Origin of the sequence: Paenibacillus sp. GCM10027630, from assembly GCF_042676305.1 — a bacterium.
In the GTDB taxonomy this organism is placed as follows: Bacteria; Bacillota; Bacilli; order Paenibacillales; family NBRC-103111; genus Paenibacillus_S.
On record NZ_JBHTGY010000036.1, the window covers coordinates 251,712 to 272,344 of the forward strand.

General features: G+C 45.1%; 16 protein-coding genes. 2 read left to right on the top strand and 14 right to left on the bottom strand.

Annotated features, from left to right (window positions below; all coding sequences use genetic code 11):
* Nucleotides 1-47: 47 nt before the first annotated feature.
* The 4 genes from ACFQ0C_RS18020 to ACFQ0C_RS18035 all read right to left on the bottom strand — a co-directional run bounded on the left by ACFQ0C_RS18020 (nt 48) and on the right by ACFQ0C_RS18035 (nt 5,248).
* Nucleotides 48-872 (bottom strand): HAD family hydrolase, encoded by an 825-nt coding sequence (locus ACFQ0C_RS18020; RefSeq protein WP_379368434.1) that lies wholly within the window; start codon nt 870-872, stop codon nt 48-50.
* The gene (locus ACFQ0C_RS18025; RefSeq protein WP_379368435.1) at nt 850-2,907 is read right to left on the bottom strand and encodes a GSU2086 family protein; all 2,058 of its coding nucleotides are present in this window, start codon (nt 2,905-2,907) and stop codon (nt 850-852) included. Before ACFQ0C_RS18025 ends, ACFQ0C_RS18020 begins: the two co-directional genes overlap by 23 nt.
* The gene (locus ACFQ0C_RS18030) at nt 2,897-3,904 is read right to left on the bottom strand and encodes an aldose epimerase family protein (RefSeq protein ID WP_379368436.1); all 1,008 of its coding nucleotides are present in this window, start codon (nt 3,902-3,904) and stop codon (nt 2,897-2,899) included. Before ACFQ0C_RS18030 ends, ACFQ0C_RS18025 begins: the two co-directional genes overlap by 11 nt.
* 111 nt (nt 3,905-4,015) lie before the next feature.
* Nucleotides 4,016-5,248, bottom strand: coding sequence for an ROK family protein (locus ACFQ0C_RS18035; RefSeq protein ID WP_379368437.1), 1,233 nt, complete (start codon nt 5,246-5,248; stop codon nt 4,016-4,018).
* A gap of 187 nt (nt 5,249-5,435) precedes the next feature.
* On the opposite strand from ACFQ0C_RS18035, the gene ACFQ0C_RS18040 reads away from it, so the two are divergent.
* On the top strand, nt 5,436-6,470 hold the full coding sequence (locus ACFQ0C_RS18040) for a metallophosphoesterase family protein (RefSeq protein ID WP_379368438.1): 1,035 nt from the start codon (nt 5,436-5,438) through the stop codon (nt 6,468-6,470).
* A 150-nt stretch (nt 6,471-6,620) separates the two neighbouring features.
* Entirely contained in the window at nt 6,621-7,919 is a 1,299-nt protein-coding gene (locus tag ACFQ0C_RS18045; RefSeq protein ID WP_379368439.1) for an ATP-binding protein, read from the top strand.
* On the opposite strand, the gene ACFQ0C_RS18050 is transcribed toward ACFQ0C_RS18045, so the two are convergent.
* The 10 genes from ACFQ0C_RS18050 to alaS all read right to left on the bottom strand — a co-directional run bounded on the left by ACFQ0C_RS18050 (nt 7,913) and on the right by alaS (nt 19,950).
* Entirely contained in the window at nt 7,913-9,712 is a 1,800-nt protein-coding gene (locus ACFQ0C_RS18050) for a peptidoglycan D,D-transpeptidase FtsI family protein (RefSeq protein WP_379368440.1), read from the bottom strand. The two genes, ACFQ0C_RS18045 and ACFQ0C_RS18050, sit on opposite strands and share 7 nt — an antisense overlap.
* Before the next feature lie 149 nt (nt 9,713-9,861).
* On the bottom strand, nt 9,862-11,907 hold the full coding sequence (locus tag ACFQ0C_RS18055; RefSeq protein WP_445324358.1) for a methyl-accepting chemotaxis protein: 2,046 nt from the start codon (nt 11,905-11,907) through the stop codon (nt 9,862-9,864).
* Between the two features lie 447 nt (nt 11,908-12,354).
* On the bottom strand, nt 12,355-13,641 hold the full coding sequence (locus ACFQ0C_RS18060; protein ID WP_379368441.1) for a peptidase U32 family protein: 1,287 nt from the start codon (nt 13,639-13,641) through the stop codon (nt 12,355-12,357).
* A 20-nt stretch (nt 13,642-13,661) separates the two neighbouring features.
* Complete coding sequence (locus tag ACFQ0C_RS18065) at nt 13,662-14,594, bottom strand: peptidase U32 family protein (RefSeq protein WP_379368442.1); 933 nt, start codon at nt 14,592-14,594, stop codon at nt 13,662-13,664.
* A gap of 18 nt (nt 14,595-14,612) precedes the next feature.
* The gene (mltG, locus tag ACFQ0C_RS18070) at nt 14,613-15,683 is read right to left on the bottom strand and encodes an endolytic transglycosylase MltG (RefSeq protein WP_379368443.1); all 1,071 of its coding nucleotides are present in this window, start codon (nt 15,681-15,683) and stop codon (nt 14,613-14,615) included.
* 82 nt (nt 15,684-15,765) lie between these two features.
* Complete coding sequence (locus tag ACFQ0C_RS18075) at nt 15,766-16,071, bottom strand: DUF1292 domain-containing protein (protein ID WP_171654302.1); 306 nt, start codon at nt 16,069-16,071, stop codon at nt 15,766-15,768.
* Nucleotides 16,072-16,160: 89 nt separating this feature from the next.
* Entirely contained in the window at nt 16,161-16,469 is a 309-nt protein-coding gene (locus ACFQ0C_RS18080; protein ID WP_258215676.1) for a DUF1292 domain-containing protein, read from the bottom strand.
* Nucleotides 16,470-16,474: 5 nt separating this feature from the next.
* Nucleotides 16,475-16,894 carry a Holliday junction resolvase RuvX gene (ruvX, locus tag ACFQ0C_RS18085; protein WP_258215675.1) on the bottom strand — a complete coding sequence of 140 codons (420 nt, stop codon included), beginning with the start codon at nt 16,892-16,894 and terminating at the stop codon, nt 16,475-16,477.
* 58 nt (nt 16,895-16,952) lie between these two features.
* Nucleotides 16,953-17,216, bottom strand: coding sequence for an IreB family regulatory phosphoprotein (locus tag ACFQ0C_RS18090; RefSeq protein WP_171654299.1), 264 nt, complete (start codon nt 17,214-17,216; stop codon nt 16,953-16,955).
* A gap of 100 nt (nt 17,217-17,316) precedes the next feature.
* On the bottom strand, nt 17,317-19,950 hold the full coding sequence (alaS, locus tag ACFQ0C_RS18095) for an alanine--tRNA ligase (protein ID WP_379368444.1): 2,634 nt from the start codon (nt 19,948-19,950) through the stop codon (nt 17,317-17,319).
* Between the last annotated feature and the right edge of the window lie 683 nt (nt 19,951-20,633).

Below are 20,633 nucleotides of genomic sequence, written 5' to 3' on the forward strand. Positions count from 1 at the left end.
TCCTCCTCAGGTAATAAGTCTTGTACTTGCTTCAACCTGCTTGTTCATCAGCTCTGCTGCTCTGTCCTTTTATCAATTCCCAGCCACTCAAGCCATTGTGCAGTATCCGTGAAATCACCGGCAATAAAGTCGGCTCCTGCCGCCTTCAACCGCTGCTGCTTTACAGGATTTATCCCTTCCCGTTTGATTTCATCGCTTGCAAGCCCGAGGGCTACTGCACCATTCTCCTTGGCCAGCTTGATTTCCACCTTACCGTCCCCTATTACCGCTAGCCCAACTTCTCGAAATTCCTGCTGTGCCAAGAGCTCCTGAATTACTTTTTCCTTGGAGCAATCCGCACGCCCCACCGGAGCACCAGCGATTTCCTTGAAATAATGCTTGACCCCAAGCACTTCAGCCTCGTTCACTACATCCGGATGATCCGTTCCGCTTGCTATGTACATGGGAATGCCTTCCTTATTCAGCTGCTCAAGCAGTGCTTCCGAGCCTTTGATCAAAAAATCTGTCGGATTGTATAACCCTTCACGCAAACCTTTCACACGATCCTCCACCTTAATCAGCAGCCGGCGGTTATATTCTGCTTTGTAATCCCATTCCCCCAGAAGCTCACTATTCCAGCCCTTCTCCTTAACCTTCTCTACCAGCCATCTCATCTGGAAGATCGTTTGAATACCTGTCGATTGATCTATATAAGCTTCAATTTCCTTCACAAGCAAAGCGGATTCCTCCGGTGTCAGCTTATAGCTTCCAGAAATTGCTTCTTTGAAAAATGGAGCCATCGTTTCTTCCCAGCCTGCTCTTAGTGTCGACAGTGTTCCGTCAAAATCAAAGAGTATGGCTTTAACTCTCTCAGTCTGCTTCGTGCTGCTCATGTGTCTCACTCTCCTTTATGTGATTGCATCTCATGCCTTCAGCTTGCTTCTCCATAGAAGCGAGCGCTTTCCATACGGCGGGAACCGTATCTGAGTGCAAGCCCTCGCAATGAAAACCTTTCCCGCCCAGGCTCGTAGGTCGATGAATAATATTTTTACGCGGCCGGTAATAATAGTCCCAATCCTCGTATCCAACTTTTTTCGAGTAATCACCCAGCTTAACGATATCGAAGTTCGCAGTTGTAATATGGTGTACCTGATGCTGCAAGTTTCTCGAGATGGACAATGCTTTAAGAAAAACCTCCGGCCCCGTCACCGCTGAGCCAAAATTGATAAACACCCCACCTTCCAAATTCGCCACTGAATGACAGTAGGACTGGAAGTCATATCCGCTTGCTTTCGCTTGCTCGGCAAAATTGGAATCCGGATGAAGCTGAATATCATCGGTCCCGATTGTAATATGACAAGTATAAGGTATGCCATATCGCGCACACGCTCCTAGCAGACTCTCTTCCAAATATGGAAAGCTTTGCGGATGCTTGCCGGCGTAAGCCATTAAGCTTTGCCCATATCCTCTTCCTTCAGCAAGACCCTCCGATAATGCCCGATGTATGATACCTCCAGCTTCCTTCCACATGCCCAGCTTGCCGGCTTGCAAATATCCTTCCTCAAGCTCTTCTGCCCGACCACATACAGCCAACTCTATATCCTGACTGCAGGCGGCGCCAGTAACGGCAAGATGAGTTATATAACCGCGTTTTATCAAATCGGCCAAATACCGGTTCACTCCGCTTCCTATCATATTGCTTCCGACCGATACCAGGACGCGGCAATCATTATTCCGAGCAGTCCATAATCGCTTAATAAAATCATCGAACTCAGGGCCATTCAAGCTTTCCATACCCGGAGTGCCTGCACTCTCCTTACCATATCCCAGCTCTGATAACGCTTCCACATGCAATCTGCTATTTCTCGTGCTTACCGGAAACAGTGTAACCTGATTGTCTCCTGCAATTGGAGTATTTTTGATAGTCGATATTTCAGGAAACTCAACTCCCAGCTTTTCCTTCTTCAGCATCAATGCGTGAAATAATGCCGGTATCGTCTGCTGGTGCAGACCAGGAAACAGACAACCCTTTCCGCCAACTTCGTTCAATCTATCGATAAAAACACGCCGTGGTCTATAATGGTAGGACGGGTCCGTATCTCGAAGCTTTGCCCCGGCAGGCACGGAAACGATATCGAAATTGGCAGCTGTAATTCCGCTCATCGGCAAGCCTCTGTTTCGAGCGAGCGCTAAACATTTCAAGAAAATTTCCGGACCCGAAATAGCTGAGCCAAAGTTTAAAAACACCCCTCCGGCTTGCATCCCCTCTACAGAACGGCTCATAAGACGGAAATCTTCACCGGAGGCTGCTCCAAGAGCCGCAAACTCAACCGTTGGATGCTGATGAATAATATCCGTACCAATCGAGATATGGCATGTATAAGGAACCCCATATTTCTGGCACTGTACAAAAACACAATCATCATAATAAGGAAATTTTTCCGGATGATCCGATAAATATTTATAAAGACTCGCACCGTAGCCCAATCCAAGCTGGACTCCCTGTTGTACCGCTTCGTTCATATAGCTTCCGGTTTCCTCCCACATACCAAACGATCCGTCCTCTATCGAACGTGCCACATCCTCTGAGGTCTCGCCAAGAAAAGCCAGTTCAAAATCATGAATGCTTGTAGCTCCGTTGCCTGAAACATGAGTTAGAAATCCGTGTCTAACCAATTCAATGATATATCGTGAAAGTCCATTTTTGATTACATGAGCTCCCATGGACCATATGACAGGCAATCCAGCCAGACGTGCTGCTATTATACGCTCAACCAATTGCTGAAACTCGAGCGAATTCGAGCCAGACCACTCCTCAAGAATATCTTCGTAGGGTCGAGCCATATTTTTTATTGTGACGAGATTGGTCCGGTCAAAAACAGAGTTTGTTTTAATGCCTTGAAACGATAGTCGATTTTCAACAGCCATGGGCCGCCTCCTTTCTTAAATCAACAGCCTCAATTTCCAGCCATGAAGATATATTCCCTCCAGCAGGAACTTTTAAAGCTAACCCCAGTTCAGCTGCCTCGCTCAACGTCAGTTTGGGCGGGACATTGAACATTTCCAAGCCGATATTGTACTCGCAGCCATAGAAGGGAGCGTCACAGTCTGCCTTGAAATTTTGCCAATACCATAAATAGGGCCAAACCGATCCATCCCATCGAACCTCCAAAGCAACCTGCTTGCGCGGATTGGTCAGACGATATCTGTGCTCTGGCATTCTAATATAAAGCAGCTCGCGTTCAGTCCCCTCAGCAGGCATAAGCGACAGGTCGGTTCCGTCATTTTGCACGAGTTTAGGCCAATCCCAGCTCTCTCCAGTACCGGGGTGAACTATCTTTGCTTCATCGCCCAATGTAATGAATGATTCTTGATCAAGGAATGGGAATCCGTAAGCCAAATGATGCCCCCAATTAACTTCCAGCTCCGTTGAGTCAGATCTATTATGAAGAGTTTCTTTAATAACCACAGTCCCGCTGCCAGACTTTAGAGTCATTATTTTTTCCGTAACTATCGGCATAGAGCGAATGCGGTTGATGAGCCGTACTTGAATTTCATCCCTTTCATCCTTAATAATTTGATACTCCCAAGGAGTGACAGCGGATTCTCCCCGATGCACCGTTGCTCCGCGATATTGGGAGGTATAGCTCACTTCAGGAAGCATTTCCTGCCAGCCGCCTATGTAATTGTCTTGATAGTCTGCATACAAGGGCTGCGCTCGGCTCAAGCCTTGCTCAGTAAACCAGATAAAATCGGTATCCGTCTCCTTATGCAGCCAACGAACGGGCTCCCCACCCTTATCCAGGAGTAAATGAATGAGCAGCTTCTCATTTTCCAGCAATAGGGAACGATAGCCTTTAAAAACAATATCATCTATAATTCTACAGCCGGAGTTCCGGAGAGGACGATACAGCGAGCCTTCCAAGGCTAACACACCTCCAAAATGTATTTTCTTAATAATTAAGTTAATTCATTAAAAAAATTTGGTCCATCTTCTCTCTATTTTTAAAAACAAGCTGACCCTGCCTGGTGCTAGTTAATCCGATGTTTCACGATCAGCTTCAGTTAACGACAGCAGCCTGACCGGTTCCGATAGAAGAAAATTCAGCAGTAAAGCGGCTGCTCCTACCGCGCTTTGAGAGGTTCCAAAAGTAGAGGATTCGATTCTCAATCTGTCTTTGGCGAAGGCGTATAATCTTGACCGGAAGCGCGGCTTCAGTTTATCCATGCTATTTGATAATAAAGGATACAGTCGGCCGCCAAGCACGATCAGCTCGGGATCATACAGGTTCTGAATATTAACCAAAGCAGTTTCCATATAGCTAATGGTTTTATCTAAACATTGAAGCGCCTCAGGATCTCTATTCTGTACAGCTGCTTGAAATTCTTCTATAGTACGGCCTTGAGGCCATCTGCTTAAAATGCCAGGAATTGATCCTACCGTTTCCCAACAGCCACGGTTTCCGCAATCGCACATTTTACCATCCTGTACAATCGTCATGTGCCCTACTTGGCCGCTAAGCCCATTAGCTCCCCTGACAATCACCCCTCCGGATACCACTCCGCCGCCAATACCGACTCCCATAGTAACGAACACAAGATTTTGAATGCTTTTACCTAATCCATACCAGCGCTCAGCCATAGCAGAAGTCCGTGCATCATCATCGATAAGCGTAACAAGGCCGCATTGCTCTTCTAATACACGCTGCACAGGGTAACGCTCCCAGCCTGGAAAGTTAGGCGGGGAAAGCAATGTGCCTTGATCATAATCAATTGGACCCGGTATTCCTGCACCCAAACCAAGAATTTTGCAGCCCTCTGCTTCGAGACCTTTTTTAACTTCAATCACTAGAGGGGTAATGATACGGAAATAGTCATCAGGTCCCTTACAACCGCTCATATCCCTTTCGATTGATTGCAATATTTCTCCATTAAGATCCATGACTACGATCTCCAGAGCAGTCCGACCTATATCCAGGCCAATGATCCGGTAAACACGGGGGTCAAATCCGAGCATAACTCTTCTTCTTCCCACGCTTCCCGAGATCGACTCATTCTCACGCAATATGTTCATCTCAATCAATTCATGTGTAAGATTAGTTAGCGTTCCTGAGGTTAATCCCGTTTGTTCAACCAATTCAACACGGGAAGCTTGCCTGTATTGCCATAGGCGTCCCAGCACTTCTGACATATTATTTTGTTTAACTTGCTGTAAATAAATCATTTTATTGGAAACGATTGTTCTCTCATCCTTTATTTTCTTAATCATTTAGTTAATTAATTATACTTGATGTTTTCGCTTTTTGTAAACCCCTAATATCCTCCATCAGATCGACTCATTCGACATATCCTGACATCATTTTTACCAAGTATTGAGATTGCCTAATTGTAAAGGTATAATTAAGATGGCTTTATATAGAGCATTTTAATGGATAAGTGATGGTGATGATAGCGAGATGAACCGTAGAAGTTTTGTTAAGAAATTGCTGATGTCCCTAGCCTTTTTGTCAGCAGGAGCAACTGCCTCGATTCCCTTTGTCCGTCGTTGGATGGTAAATGCCGAATCGGCAAACGTGAAATTTGGTCAACCCAGTTCCTCTGCACAAGAGCCTTCCAATACTCCGCTGGCTTCCTTTTTTTTACTGAGCGATCTTCATATATCGGTTAGTGAATCAAGTATGACGGATAGACTTCACATGGCACTTAAAGACATTGCCGCATGGGAAACACCTCTTGACGCTGTTGTTTTTGGAGGAGATTTGACGGATTTCGGAAGAGCCAGCGACTATAAGCTGCTGAAAGATATTTTAAGCGGTTACACGCTTCCTCAGCTTTATGCCAACATGGGCAACCACGATTATTATGACATCTGGCTGACATCCAAAGGCGGCTTCTCCACGGAAACAATGCCAAACGGCAAAACGGATGCCATGGCCCGCGAACGCTTTATCAATTTCATGGCCTATTATACAAAAAAGCCGTATATCGACGCCTGGGTGAATGATGTCCATCTAATTATGATGTCACAGGAGGTATACGTTCAGGAGAAGCCTGAGGTCGGTGAGGGCGCTTGGTATTCGGATGAACAAATGGAATGGCTCCGCAGCATTATGAAGGCTCATAAAGATGGACGTCCAGCAATCGTCTTTATTCATCAGCCATTGCCGGATCCCGGAACGGACGGAGGGTCGCACCGTTTAATTAGAGCCAAAGAATTCAGAGCTATTCTTGCACCTTACAAAAATGTGTTTGTCTTATCCGGGCATACCCATCGTAATTTCGTTGGTGAAGAGCATTATAATTGGCAAAATTCATTCCATTGGTTCAATAATGCTTCTGTCGGCCGTTCAAGAGGTGTTGAGGGTGGAGAGCCAAATCCTGCACAGGGATTGTATGTGGAGGTTTATCCGCATCAGGTAATATTGAAGGCAAGAGAATTCAGCAATCGCACTTGGATAGAATCCTCACAATGGAAAATACCTTTGTGGTAGACTCCTGCTAATACGAAATAATTAGGACCTTTTACTTAATGAATTTTCATGAGGTAGAAGGTTATTTTGTTATTCCAGTAGGAAATTTGAAAATTATGTCGAATATCGTAGGAGTCCTAATCTGAACGATCACATCCTATTAAACGTAAGGTGGTCCCATTGAATATAATCCATGAGCTGCTCTTAAACATGCTTATTATCATTGCCCCGGTCATGATGTACCATCTGTTTTGGGTGGATCGGATCGATAAGTACCAAAAGATCGTTAACCGCGGCATCATTACGTTCCTATGTACTTGCACAGCTGTACTCTCCTTGATTATAAGCTTGGAGCTGCTTCCAGGATATTTATACGATCTACGCGCTATTCCGTTAGCAATCTGTCTGTTATATGCCGGCTTGCGGTCTGCTTTAATTGTTTCCGCTGCAATAATTGCATTTCGCTTATATATAGGTGGAAGCGCTTATGCCTATGTATTAGCTATTATTATTATCGTTTTAACACTGGCACTTTTGTCATACTGTAAGCCATTTGTCGTTAGCCAAGACAGAACAAGGAATATCGCTTATGCTGCATTAGCAGGGTTTATTATAGGTTTGCTAGCATCGGTCGCTGCAGTGGGCACATTGCTATGGGAAGGCTTCGCTATAACACGGGAAACAGCAGCCTATCTTGGATTATATTGTATTATTCATAGTATTACCCTGGGATTGGTTGTCTATATTATAGAACAATTCAAGATTAACTTAAATTTACGTAAGCAGCTTCAACATACAGATAAAATGAATACATTAAGCGAGCTGGCCGCTTCATTCGCACATGAAATCAGAAATCCTATGACTGTAGCCCGCGGTTTCATGCAATTCCTTAAACAACCAGGCACTAGTGAGGAAAAAAGACAAATTTATACGCAGATGGTTCTGGATGAAATTGATAAAGCCCAATCTATTATTTCTAATTATTTGGTTTTTGCCAAGCCTCATTTGGAGTCTATTGAGCTGGTAGACGCTAAGCTTCTCATCCAGCAAGCCCTTGATTCCGTTAAATCCTATGCTGTACGCTGCCAAGTGGATATGGAAACACAGCTCGATGATAAGCTGTTTATCAGTACTAACAAAGATAAATTCGTCCAATGTATCACACAACTGTGCAAAAATGGGATCGAAGCTATGCCTGCTGGCGGGAAGCTGAAGGTGATTGGATGCTTGCAAGCTAATCAGGTAAGCATCAACATTATTGATCATGGCATCGGGATGACTAATGAGGAAATCCGCAGACTAGGAACACCCTTTTATTCCACACGAGATAAAGGCACAGGTCTCGGTATGATGATTACATACAAAGCCATTCAAACCATGCAGGGCAAAATTGATGTAACAAGCGAAGTAGGCAAAGGGACCTGTTTCTCCCTCCTTATTCCATCGCTCTCCCCTTCATCCTTTCATTGAGCGGTCGCTAATATATCCATAACTTCTTTAAACAGGGGCAGAGACTTGCTAGCAGACGTTTCTGGCATATTCTGAACCATAACAGCCGCTGCATACCGTGGCTGCTTCACAGGTCCATAGCCGATAAACCATTGATTAACTTGCGGTACCCCCTCTTTATCTGCTGTCTGAGCTGTCCCAGACTTGCCGGCAAGCGGCCATTTGGCAGAGCGAAGGGCTGTCCCTGTACCATGGTCAACAACATCGTTCATCCAAGACAATAATTTTGCAGCGGTCCCCGAAGAAATGCTATTGGATAGACCCTTCACACTTTTTTCATCGAACGCCTCCATCAATCTGCCATTTTGAAACCGGACCTCTTTTACAATACGTGGTGAAAGGACTTTCCCTTTCTGCAGTAAAGTTACAACCATATTAGCAGCCTGAAGCGGAGTTATCATCACATCTCGTTGACCAATCGCCGACTGCGCCCTCACTCCCCCGTCTTCCATTGGGGTTGAATCGGCAAATATTTGCCCTTTCTCCTCACCGTCGAGCTCTTTAAAATGGGCGTCCTGCATAAATTCACCTTGCCATCCTACCTCTACATTTAAGCCTAATCGATTTGCGTAATTATCCAAAGAAACCCCTTTTAGCCTCTCTGCAATTTTCGCAAAAACAATATTACATGATTCTGCATACCCCTCACGAAAGCTGATTCTCCCATGCCCTTGTTTGTTCCAGCAAGTCAATCCGTATTTCCCCAGCACACCATTGCATTCAAACATTTCATCCGGCTTTGCAACATGCTCCTCCAAAGCAGCTGCTGCAGTAACCGTTTTAAAGATAGACCCCGGTGCTGTTGCCTTTAAAGCCCGATTTGCCCAAGCTCCATTCTGCAAATCAATATGCTGCGGGTTAAACTCAGGCCGGCTGGCTATCGCAATAACATCTGCGTTGGCTGCATCTAGAACAACCACTGCTCCTTCCTTGATTTGCAGCTTGGCCATCGCTTGTTCGATTTTCAGCTGAATGGCAGCATCTAAGGTTGTCATCACCTTAACAGGGTAATAATCGTTACGAGGTGAAACAATTCTTGCGTCAAGCCCTGGCAGCGGTCTTTTGAGAGCATCCGTAAACAAGGATACTGAAGTAGCTCCTATACCTTGCAGCCATGGATCAAATGTTCTTTCCAATCCCGCTCCTCCTATCCGGCTTGTAAGCTGAAGCTCCCCTTGATGAATCTGGTTCGTATACTGCCGCGATATTCGTTCCGGGTCTTGACTTATAAAGCCAATTACATGACTTGCAGTCTGTACGTTATCATATCTCTCCTTCAAACGTGAAACCGTCAATTGAGGCAGCCCAAGTGCTGTAATTTGGGCGATTTGTTCGTCGTTAAGTGAAATATGCCTTCCTTCAACTGCCCACACCTGAGGGGCCTTCAGAGACTCTACGAAGCTTGTCCATACAGGCTCCGCTACTTGCAGAATACGGGCAATTGTGGCATTGATCTCTCCGTCCTTTAATGAGGTTTCTTTTCGAACGGGAAATACGGTCAAAACCTGGGTTTCACGGCCTGTTAATGCTTTCCCGCTACGGTCATAGAAGTCCCCCCTACCGCTATCCAGCACAATGCCTTTTTCACGTTGGATAACCGAATTTTCCACCAAATCAATTCCATGCTCGGTCCAGTTGCGGCTAGCCGCTACTTGGATCCAAAACAAGCGGATGTTCAAAACCGCCAATAACCCAATAACCACGATAAGTATATAAAAAAGCCGATGCTTTTTTAGTGCTTCTCCATCCTTCATCCTGAGCATCCTTTCGCTGACTCGATATACTGAATATTACTACCAGTATGATCGACTCCTCGTATGCTCAAACAAAAAAAAGAATCTTTTTAACAGTGGGGTACACCGTTAAAAAGATTCTTTCATACGAATTATGTAGCTAGCGAGAATTAAACTTCGAATTTGGATAACGAGTCTTTTAATGAATTAGACAATTGATCCAGCTTATCGGAAAGACGAACCAGTCCATTACTAATGTTCATTTGCTCTGCACTTAAGGATGCAACCTCCTGAGAAGTCGCTGATGACTCTTCAGCTACAGCACTTACATTAGACATTGCATCGGAAAGTACGATCTGAGATGCGTCCAGATTGCTGATAGACTCGGTAACCTCCGACAACTGACCAATAAAGCCGCCCATATGGGTTTGAACTTGTTTAAATATAGTGTCGGCTTCTTTTACCGATGAAATCTGCTCTTGAAAGATCGGATAAGCCGCTGATAGTACATTGACGGTCTCATCAATTTCTCTTTGAATGGTTTCCGTAATCGTACCTACAATGGCAATGGATTGGCGAGATTGATCCGCAAGCTTACGTATCTCATCAGCGACAACCATAAACCCTTTGCCGGCAGCTCCCGCACGTGCAGCTTCAATTGTAGCGTTAAGAGATAATATGTTCGTTTGTTTAGACACATTGCTCAATACTTCAAGAATTTTGCGGATCGAGCGTGTGCTTTCTTTCAGATTATCAACCTTTTCCACCATATTACGTGTCATCGCTTCGGTGGCATTCGTTTTGTTGATCAGCTCGGACATGTACTGAATCCCTTGCTCACTGGATTTCTGAACATCGGAAGCAGCTGTTCCCATCACGATATTCCCATCAACGACCGCTTTCATCTGTACGCCGATGTTGTAGGTCAACTCATTGCCTCGTTCGGATTCAACAGCTAAGCTGGACGCGCCTCCAGCAATTTCTTCCGTTGCAACTGCAATCTCTCTGGCTGAAGTTGCTGTTTTCTTCGAAGCATCTGATAGTTCAGTTGCAGTGTCGAGTACTTCCTGCGCGGAAATGTTCGTTTGCTGCACCAATACCGTAATTTTCTGCATCATTTCGTTGAAGCTGTTCCCCAGCTGTCCAATTTCATCCTGTGAACTTACGGACATACGTACAGTCAGATTCCCCTGTTCGCCTTCTTTCATCAAGTTGCGAAGTGTAATAACGGGACGTCCAACCATTCTCGCTACGAGGAAGCCAATACCTCCAGCTATTAGTGCAGCAACCGCAGCCATAATCCAGGTCATGTCAGAAATAGTTCTGGCATCTCTAACCAGCTCGGCGACAGGCATTGCACCCATTAGATACCAACCCGATTTTGTAGATTTGAAATAAACGAGCTGCAAGTCTTTCTTAAGATTCATGATACTGTGGTTCTCACCCTCGAGACTCTCTACTGCCACATCAATTGTGCTCTTCTGCCCTAATGTTGCAGCATCCGGGGAATAAACCACTTTAAAGTCAGGTGCAAGCACTAAAGTCTGGCCGCCTTCACCCATTTTAATCTCGGCAAGCTCCTTGCTGATTACATCGATATTAACCTCAATCACTAATATGTTTTGCTGACTGTTGTTTGTCGTATTTTTAAGCACGCGCCCAATGGCAAATGACGGGGCATTGCTCGTACTGGCGTCGCCATAACCCTTGCTCTTGGTTTCCAACCAAGTGGCTTTGCCGCTGTTTTCAACTATTCTTTTAAACCAATCCTCTTTGGAAGGATTTTCTTTCATCCCTGAAGCTCCTGCCGCGCTGATTATATCACCTGACAATGTAAATAATTGAAGTGACTTGATCGTTTTGTTTGCGTAGGCATAAACATTCAACTTATCGCCAAGCTTTTGGCGCAATTGCAAATAATCAAAGGTAGCTTTGTCAAAGGTCGTAATATCCGAAAGCATCCTCTTCATTTCTTCGTCCAAAAGAATTTGCATCGTTACATCTTCATATGTTCCATATAGCAAGTCAAGCTTTTGCCCCGCTTGTATAATGGTTTGTTCCGACGCGTCAGCAACCTTTTTCTGTATAACCCCTTTTGAAATATTATAGGAAGTAAACCCTACGGTTAAAACAAAAAATAAAATGCTCACAAGGAAAATTAAAAATAATTTCATCCCAATTGATTTAATCGGATTCTCCAACCGCATACCTTTCATTGACTGTGGCATACCTTGCAGAATTGTTGTCCCCTTGTTACCTGTGCTGCTTGCCGCTGTCTGTGTCGTGAACTGTTTACCGATCTTAGCTGTCCATTGCTTTAGTATAGACAGTATTCCCTTCAAAGGAACCACCACCCTGGTCTGAAATAGTTGTTTTATTTTGTTAAATGTTTCTTCGTTTCCCAAGTATTAATTCGACATCCTTTGGCATATTCCTTTTAATAAATCGCTTTCATTGCAAATAAATAGTTCCACCGCCTTAAAATCGCAATAAAATGCTATGTATTTGAATCCTTTTCGACACGTTGGATGATATTCCTTTTCAACATGTTTGTCTATGGGTCCATCGTCCCATCGGTAATTAATTCCCCTATATCGCATGAAAGTTACAAAAAAAAAGAACCCCTTCCAAGAAGAGATTCTCCCGAATTTTATAAGATTCATTTAAGCCTTTTTCATCTTTTTACGCATCATATCAAAAGGCTTCACAGGCTGTTCGACCTTCATTTGAATCAATTGCAGCGGGTGACGTGCCGCATCGAGCTCTTGACCCGACTCATCTTGAATCGATGGAACCAATTGTTTGAAAAACGTACCCTGAGGACCAAAAAATTCAATTTCTTGACCAGGCTTGAAATGATTGCGCTGCTGGATCGTAGCTATTCCGGACAACTCGTCGTAAGCCATAACCACTCCGACAAAATCAAAAGGAGCTGCTTTGTCCTCCGGTTCAAAGATATGATCCTCATGATCAGGATGCTCATAGAAGAAACCTGTATTGAGTGGGCGGTTCGCAGCCTTTTGGATCTCGTACTGCCATTCCGGTTTCATCTCATAGTTCTCCGGGTCAGCAAAATAGGCATCAATCGCCTGGCGGTAAGCATTAACAACAGTTGCTACATAGTGGACACTTTTCATCCGACCCTCAATTTTGAAGCTATCTACTCCGGATCGAATAAGCTCAGGAATATGCTCAATCATACATAAATCCTTGGAGCTCATTGAAAATGCATCATCCGTTTCGCTAAACAATGGAAGCTCTTTAATGCCGATCTGTTGATTTTGATCCTCTTCTGTAGTAAAAAGATCATACTTCCAACGACAGGACTGTGAGCATCCGCCACGATTGGAGTCTCTATCTGTAAAATGGTTCGAAAGCACACAGCGTCCTGAATAGGAGCTGCACATAGCGCCATGAATGAACACTTCGATTTCTACGTCCACATTTTCCTTAATGTCGACAATCTCCTGCATGCTTGCTTCACGTGCCAATACAACCCGCTCTGCGCCTTCTTCCTTCCAGAATTGCACTGCTTGCCAGTTCATCGTTGACTGCTGTGTGCTCAAATGGATTTCAAGCTTGGGCGCAACTCTCTTACAAGTTTCTATTATAATTGGATCCGCTACGATGATAGCAGCTACACCCGCGTCTTGAATGCCTTTCAAATAAGCTTCCAAGCCATCGATATCTTCGTTATGCGCAAAAATGTTAGTAGCCACAAATACTTTGGCCCCATAGCGGTTAGCAAATTCTACCCCTTCGCGCATTTCGTCGAACGTAAAATTATCGGCATTAGATCTAAGCCCATACTGCTGCCCGCCAATATATACAGCATCAGCGCCATAGTGAACGGCAAACTTAAGCTTCTCTAAGCTGCCGGCAGGAGCGAGCAGTTCCGGCTTCTCCAGACGGACGCGTTTGCCTAATAGTTGTTGGTTGATCAAAGTCATGGTTTCCACCCCTTTTGAACTTAGTATACTTGCTCTTTATAAAAGAATCCGTAAGACAGCTCGCGCCGCGGGTCCTGAATTTCCTTGATTGCATCAAGCCATTCCTCTTGAAACACATAATTCTGAGGATCAGCCAAATAGGCGTTAATTGCTTTCCGGTAGCTTTTGACAACCGTCTCGTTGTATTCGACGCTTTTCAGCAGCGCTTCAATCTTCAAGCTGTCAATCTGTCCATCGATAAGCTCATTAAGATTTTCCAGCATGCACACATCGTCAGAGCTCATAATATGGGTACCATTCTCATCCTCATACACTGGGTAACGCTCATCCTTACGCTCCTGCTCGATCAAGAACAAGCCGTCACCAGGCCCCTTGCTCGCTTCCTGCCCACTGCGTCCCTGATGGGCCTCATAATTAGTTACTAAGCTGCGTTTGGAATGATAGATATTGGTAATTCCATGTACTTGTACCTGAACCTCCATGGTTGGCAGCTTACTTTTAATATCCAAAGTTTCATCCATGTTCAACTCGCGAGCCAGCACTACACGTACAGCGCCTTTCGATCCCCAATAGCTTGCCGTCTCCGAATTGGTGGACGTCATCTCGGCATTCCAATGCAGCTTCATTCCGGGCGCTGCTTGTCGGATTGATATCAACACCGCTGGATCACCGAATACGACGGCATCCGCTCCAAGCTGCTGTACACTCTGCAAATAACCAGGTAAAGCTTGCAGCAATTCATTATCCATTATCTTATTAACGACCACAAATACCTTTGCACCGTGTTCATGCGCCCATGGAATTAATCTTCCTAACTCTTCCAAAGAGACATTACCCGGCAGCCTCATGCCGAATTGATGCTCTCCGACTGCAACAGCGTCCGCCCCCGCTTCAATGTACCGCTGAGCCTCTGTTATAGAACCGGCCGATATATACAGCTCCGGTTTTTTCATTCTGAAATTCTCCTCTCTCTATCCGCTGTTCTTTTTACTGGCTGTAATATTTTGTTGATGCTGTTCGTAGGTTTCTGCAAATAAATGCTCTTTGCTTCCATCTTTTTTGGTTACATAAAACATATATTTGGTATCTGACGGGTATATCGCCGCTTTGATAGAAGCCAAGCTAGGACTCGCAATCGGCCCCGGCGGCAAGCCGGTATGAAGATACGTATTGTAGGGACTCTCCAGCTGTAAGTCCTTCTCAAACAGGCGGTCTTTCGGCTTATCGAACATATACTGTATGGTTGCATCAATCTGCAGAGGCATCCCTTTCTTAAGCCTGTTATGGATGACTCCGCTCACCAGCAGCCGCTCTTCGTCCACCGCTACTTCTCTTTCAATCAACGAGGCGATTGTCATCATCTGATGAAAGCTATGCCCATGAGTTGCCATTGTCTGCTGCCAATCATCCGGGAGCATAGCCAGCTTTTTATCCAGCTCCAGCATCATATTGTCAATCAATTCCTCGAGCTTGATATCCTTCTTCCACTCGTAGGTCTCAGGAAATAGATAGCCCTCCAGCCTGTTTCGAAGCTTCGAATCATTAGGGATCTGTTGAAAAGCTTTGGCCGTGAAGCCTGAATATTGCTGGACAGTCTGCATAAACAAGGCTGGATCCAGCCCAAATTGCTGGCTTGCTTTATCAGCAATTTGTCTAACTGTATATCCTTCAGGTACCGTAAGTTTAATTCCCTGCTCCTTAACGACCAATCCTTTATTAAGTATATCAATAATAGCATCTAACGTAATGCCTGGAGCCATTTCGTATTCGCCGGCCTGGAATTTAGAACCCTGCTCCTTGTATTTCAAATAATAAGAAAACATTTGGGCATCACGGATTATACCCTGTTGCTCCAATATTTTGGCTATTTGTGCGGACCCGCTTCCTGATGGAATCAGCACGTGTACCGTTTGCTCTGAAGCCGGCATAGGCTGTGTCAGTTCCTTAACATACAACGCCAGACCGATAACACCGACTATCGCAATAATCAAGACCGTTAAGCCGATCCATGCTACTAACGACAATCTTTTTGCGGAAGCCACCTGAACTCCTTTCGGCTACGTGAGCTCAAACAACGAAAAGAGCGGATCGTCTCCGCTCGCCCGTTTTCAAACAAGTTGTAGTCTACTTTGTATCATTATCCGAGAATGTCATCTCATCGTACAATTCTGAGACGTTCTCCCATTCATCATCATCGTCTATCGTTTCCAGCTCCGGCTCCCCTTCTGCATCGAAGGTCACCTTGTAAATTTCAGGCTCTCCATCCTTGGAGTTCTCCTGTTGGAGTGCTGCATAGATTTGGTCGCCCAGCTGAAATTCAGAAAGAAGTTTATATACAACGGACTGATCACGGTCATCATACAAAATAATATCATCTCCGTATGCGCTGCGCAACCGATTCGTTTCCTTCAAATCTTTTAATTCATACAAAAGTTGGTCCTCCCAAGAGCTTTCCGAAGGAAAGCTTCCTTCATTAGCATAATCTGGAATTGGCTTCAGCTAAATTCACGAGCCTACTATCATTTGGAGCTTTCTTCTTCATCCTCTGAGAATTCATCCATCAGTGTGTTGAAGGTTTCCTCAACGATATTCCATTCTTCCTCATCATCAATCGTGTACAGCTGTAAGTCATCTCCGTCCTCTTCGTAACGGAATGCATACACTTCATCGGATTCCTCATCGGCATCGACTGGAACAACCATCATATACTTCTTATCCGATCCGTCGACTTCGAATTTCATGATGACTTCGAATTCTTCTTCATTACCTTCTTCATCCGGGATAAAAATAATTTCCGGCTCTTCTTGTACTTGTTCCTCTTTGGACATGCCAATCACCTCTTCGTTTTGGAATCCATATAGTTTTGCAAAATGAGTCCAGCTGCCATCTTGTCTATAACAAGCTTGCGTTTCTTGCGACTAACATCAGCTTCTATCAGTGTACGCTGTGCAGATACTGTCGTCAACCGCTCATCCCATAAATGCACGGGCATACTTAGTGTTTCTTGTAGAGATTGGGCAAATTCTATACAAATTTCCCCACGCGGACCAATTGTATTATTCATATTCTTCGGTAATCCGACAACCAATTCTCCTACATTGTACTGATCGATCAATTCACGTAATCTCGCAAGATCCCGTTCAACTGTCGTGCGTCGAATGACTTCAAGACCTTGCGCAGTCCAACCGAGTTCATCGCTGACCGCGATGCCAATCGTTTTATCCCCGTAATCCAAACCCATTAATCGTTTCATTGTTCTTTAAACTCCTAAGGGGCGGGAAGACATATTCCGTTCCCCCGCCCCGCATTACTTATGATTTATGCTGCTGCAAATAGGAACGAACCAGTTCTTCTATCAGCTCATCGCGCTCCCGTTTACGGATCATACTTCTTGCATTGTTGTGACGAGGAATATAAGCCGGATCTCCAGATAATAGATAGCCGACAATCTGATTAATCGGATTGTAGCCTTTCTCCTGGAGCGCGTCATATACCGTCAGCATGACATCCTTGGGTGATGTTTCGATCTCTTCTGCTTTTACATTAAACTTCATCGTTTTATCCATCGAACTCATCCCAACACCCCCTTAACACAAAAGTGTAAACCTCTATGATTAAAGCTGATATCTTCTTATATTCGTGATTTGTCGAATAATTCCTGTTGACAAACCAAATTTATTTTACTGCGACCTGTTGAGCCACCCATTGTTCCGCTTGCTTCAAGGCATCCTGCAGCTTGGCAGCATCCTTGCCCCCTGCCTGAGCCATGTCAGGACGACCGCCACCGCTGCCTCCTACGACCGCCGCTGTCTCCTTGATCAGTTTGCCGGCATGATAGCCTTTCGCTACCCAATCCGGGGTAACAGCAGCAACAAGGTTAACCTTATCGTCTGCTACTGCCCCAAGCACGATAACGGCTGAGCCAAGCTTCGTTTTCATTTGATCAACGATACTGCGGAGCGACTCCATGTCTCCGGCGCTTACTTGAGCCATAAGAACTGGAACCCCATCGATATGTTTCAATTGATCCGATAAAGAGCCTGCCTCAATTTTACCCAGCTTGGCTTTGAGGGATTCATTCTCTCGGGAAATCTCCTTCATTTGGGCGAACAATGAATCGATCCGTTTGGGAACATCCTGGATATTGGACTTCAATAATGCGGCAGCATCGTTAAGCAGCTCCAGCTGCTGATCCAGATATTGATAAGCATTGCGGCCTGTAACAGCTTCAATACGGCGTACGCCGGATCCAATACCGGATTCGCTCACCAGCTTGAAAAGACCAATTTGACTCGTGTTGCTTACATGACAGCCGCCGCACAGCTCAAGACTGTAATCGCCAACTTGTACAACCCTTACCACATCGCCATATTTTTCTCCGAATAATGCCATTGCCCCCATAGCTTTCGCCTCGGCAATCGGCTTCAAAGAGATAGTCAGCGGTGTACTTTTCCATATTTGTTGATTAACACGCTGCTCAATATCACGCAGCTCCTCTGCAGTAATACTGCCGAAATGCGAAAAGTCAAATCGCAGCCGTTCCGGAGCTACTAACGACCCGGCTTGGTTAACATGCTCGCCGAGCACTTCTTTCAATGCTTTATGAAGCAAGTGTGTCGCCGTATGATTTTTGATAATATCATCCCGTACCGCAGCACTGACTGAAGCCTGTACAGTATCGTCTTTACGCAATACACCAGACTCTACAACAACTGTATGCACATGCTGTCCATGAGGCGCTTTACTTACATCCTCGACCTTAAGACGAAGATCGCCAGCCGTAATATACCCGTGATCACTTACTTGACCGCCGCTTTCCGAATAGAAGGGAGTACGGTCCAGAACAACCTGGCATGTTTCGCCAACGCCAACCAAATCGACGAATTGGTTCTCATGAACAAGAGCGATAACTTTAGCAGTAGTTACCAATTCATTATAACCAACAAATTCGCTTTTAACCGTCAGATCAGCAAGCGGGCCGCCTTGTACCTTCATGCTGTCGGAATCTTGACGGGCCGCTCTAGCACGGTCACGCTGCTCCTGCATCGAACGGTCGAAGCCTTCACGGTCAACAGCCATCCCTTTTTCGGAAGCAAAATCCTCTGTCAAATCAAATGGAAATCCGTACGTATCGTAAAGCTTAAAAGCATCAGGTCCGCTAATTTCATTGCGGTTTTCTTTGCGTGCTTTCTCGGTCATTTCAGCTAAAATAGCCAAACCGTCCGAAAGAGTCTCATGGAAACGCTCTTCCTCGGTACGAATTACCTTCTCTATAAACTCGCGCTTCTCTACCACTTCCGGGTAATACACGCCCATAATTTCGCCAACGATCGGAGTCAATGAGTATAGGAACGGCTTATCCATACCAATCACTTTACCGTAACGAACCGCACGGCGCAGCAAGCGGCGTATTACATACCCGCGGCCTTCATTTGAAGGCAGCACGCCATCGCCTACAGAGAATGCCACTGTACGTACATGATCGGCTATAACCTTCAAGGCAACATCATGCTCGTTGTTCACGTGGTATTTCACGCCTGCGAGCTCGCATGTCTTTTGAATAATCGGCTGGAACAAATCGGTGTCGAAGTTGGAATCAACGTTTTGCAATATCGAAGCAAACCTCTCAAGTCCCGCACCCGTATCTATATTTTTATTAGGAAGCGGCGTGTAGCTGCCATCTTTATTATGGTTGAATTGGGAGAACACGAGGTTCCATACTTCCAGGAAACGTTCATTTTCTCCACCTGGCCAGCATTCAGGATCATTAAGGTCGCCATACGCATCGCCGCGGTCATAGAAAATTTCTGTACATGGTCCGCAAGGGCCTTCACCAATATCCCAGAAGTTTTCTTCCAGCTTATAAATACGCTCGACAGGCAGCCCTATTTTCTTATTCCAAAACTCGAACGCTTCAGTATCTTCAGGATACACAGTTACCGACAAACGCTCCGGATCAAATCCGATCCATTGCGGGCTTGTAAGAAACTCCCATGCCCAAGTAATAACTTCTTCTTTAAAATAGTCCCCAATCGAGAAATTGCCCAGCATCTCAAAAAAAGTATGGTGACGACGGGTTTTGCCCACATTCTCAATATCGTTGGTTCTAATGCACTTCTGCGAGTTGGCAATGCGTGGATTATCCGGTACCACCCGTCCATCAAAGTATTGCTTCAACGGCGCCATACCAGCGTTAATCCATAGCAGCGATGGATCATTATGCGGCACCAACGGTGCGCTTGGCTCGATCTTATGCCCCTTCTCTTCAAAAAAAGCTAACCATTTAGCGCGTATTTCACTTGCCTTCATTTCCCTGGCCTCCTTTTAATCTTTACAGTTATATTCCCGCTTCTTCTCACTAGCTCACCCATACTTTTGGGCTTCGCCGCCTGCTACTGTTACTAAGATCTAATATCTTAGACTTTTTACAAAGGGTCCCCCGGAGGGCAAGGGAATGCCTCGAAGAGTTTACGTGCCGCCTTTGAAAATGGGATATAACCTTCTAAACTAATAATCGATATCCCATTTTCAACAGCGGCCGCAGGGGCATCCCTTGACCCGCAGGGGAGGTTTCTTTGTAACAAGTCCGTGCTCTTGACCTTAGTCACAGCCTCAGGCGAAGCCTCAAAAAACACTCTCTTAACAACAAAAAAACGCCCCTCCAAACAGGGACGAATTCATCGCGGTACCACCCTGGTTACTGTACAGCCGTGCCTGCTAAGACACTGTGGTATCTGTACAATCTCCTTCAATAAGACAATAACGAGTCCAACCGGCGGATTTGTTCCGCACTCCGAAATGAGCTTTCAGCCATCCTTCATTAATAAGGTTCTCACAGCTAGACCTCGTAATAACAAGATCTAGAACCTATTCTCTGGATAATGGACTATGGCTTACTTGATTTCATCAACGTTTTAATTCATATACTTACAGGAAATTATATACGTTTGACAATAGCATTGTCAACTGAGCTGCTGCCTTAAGGCAGCCTC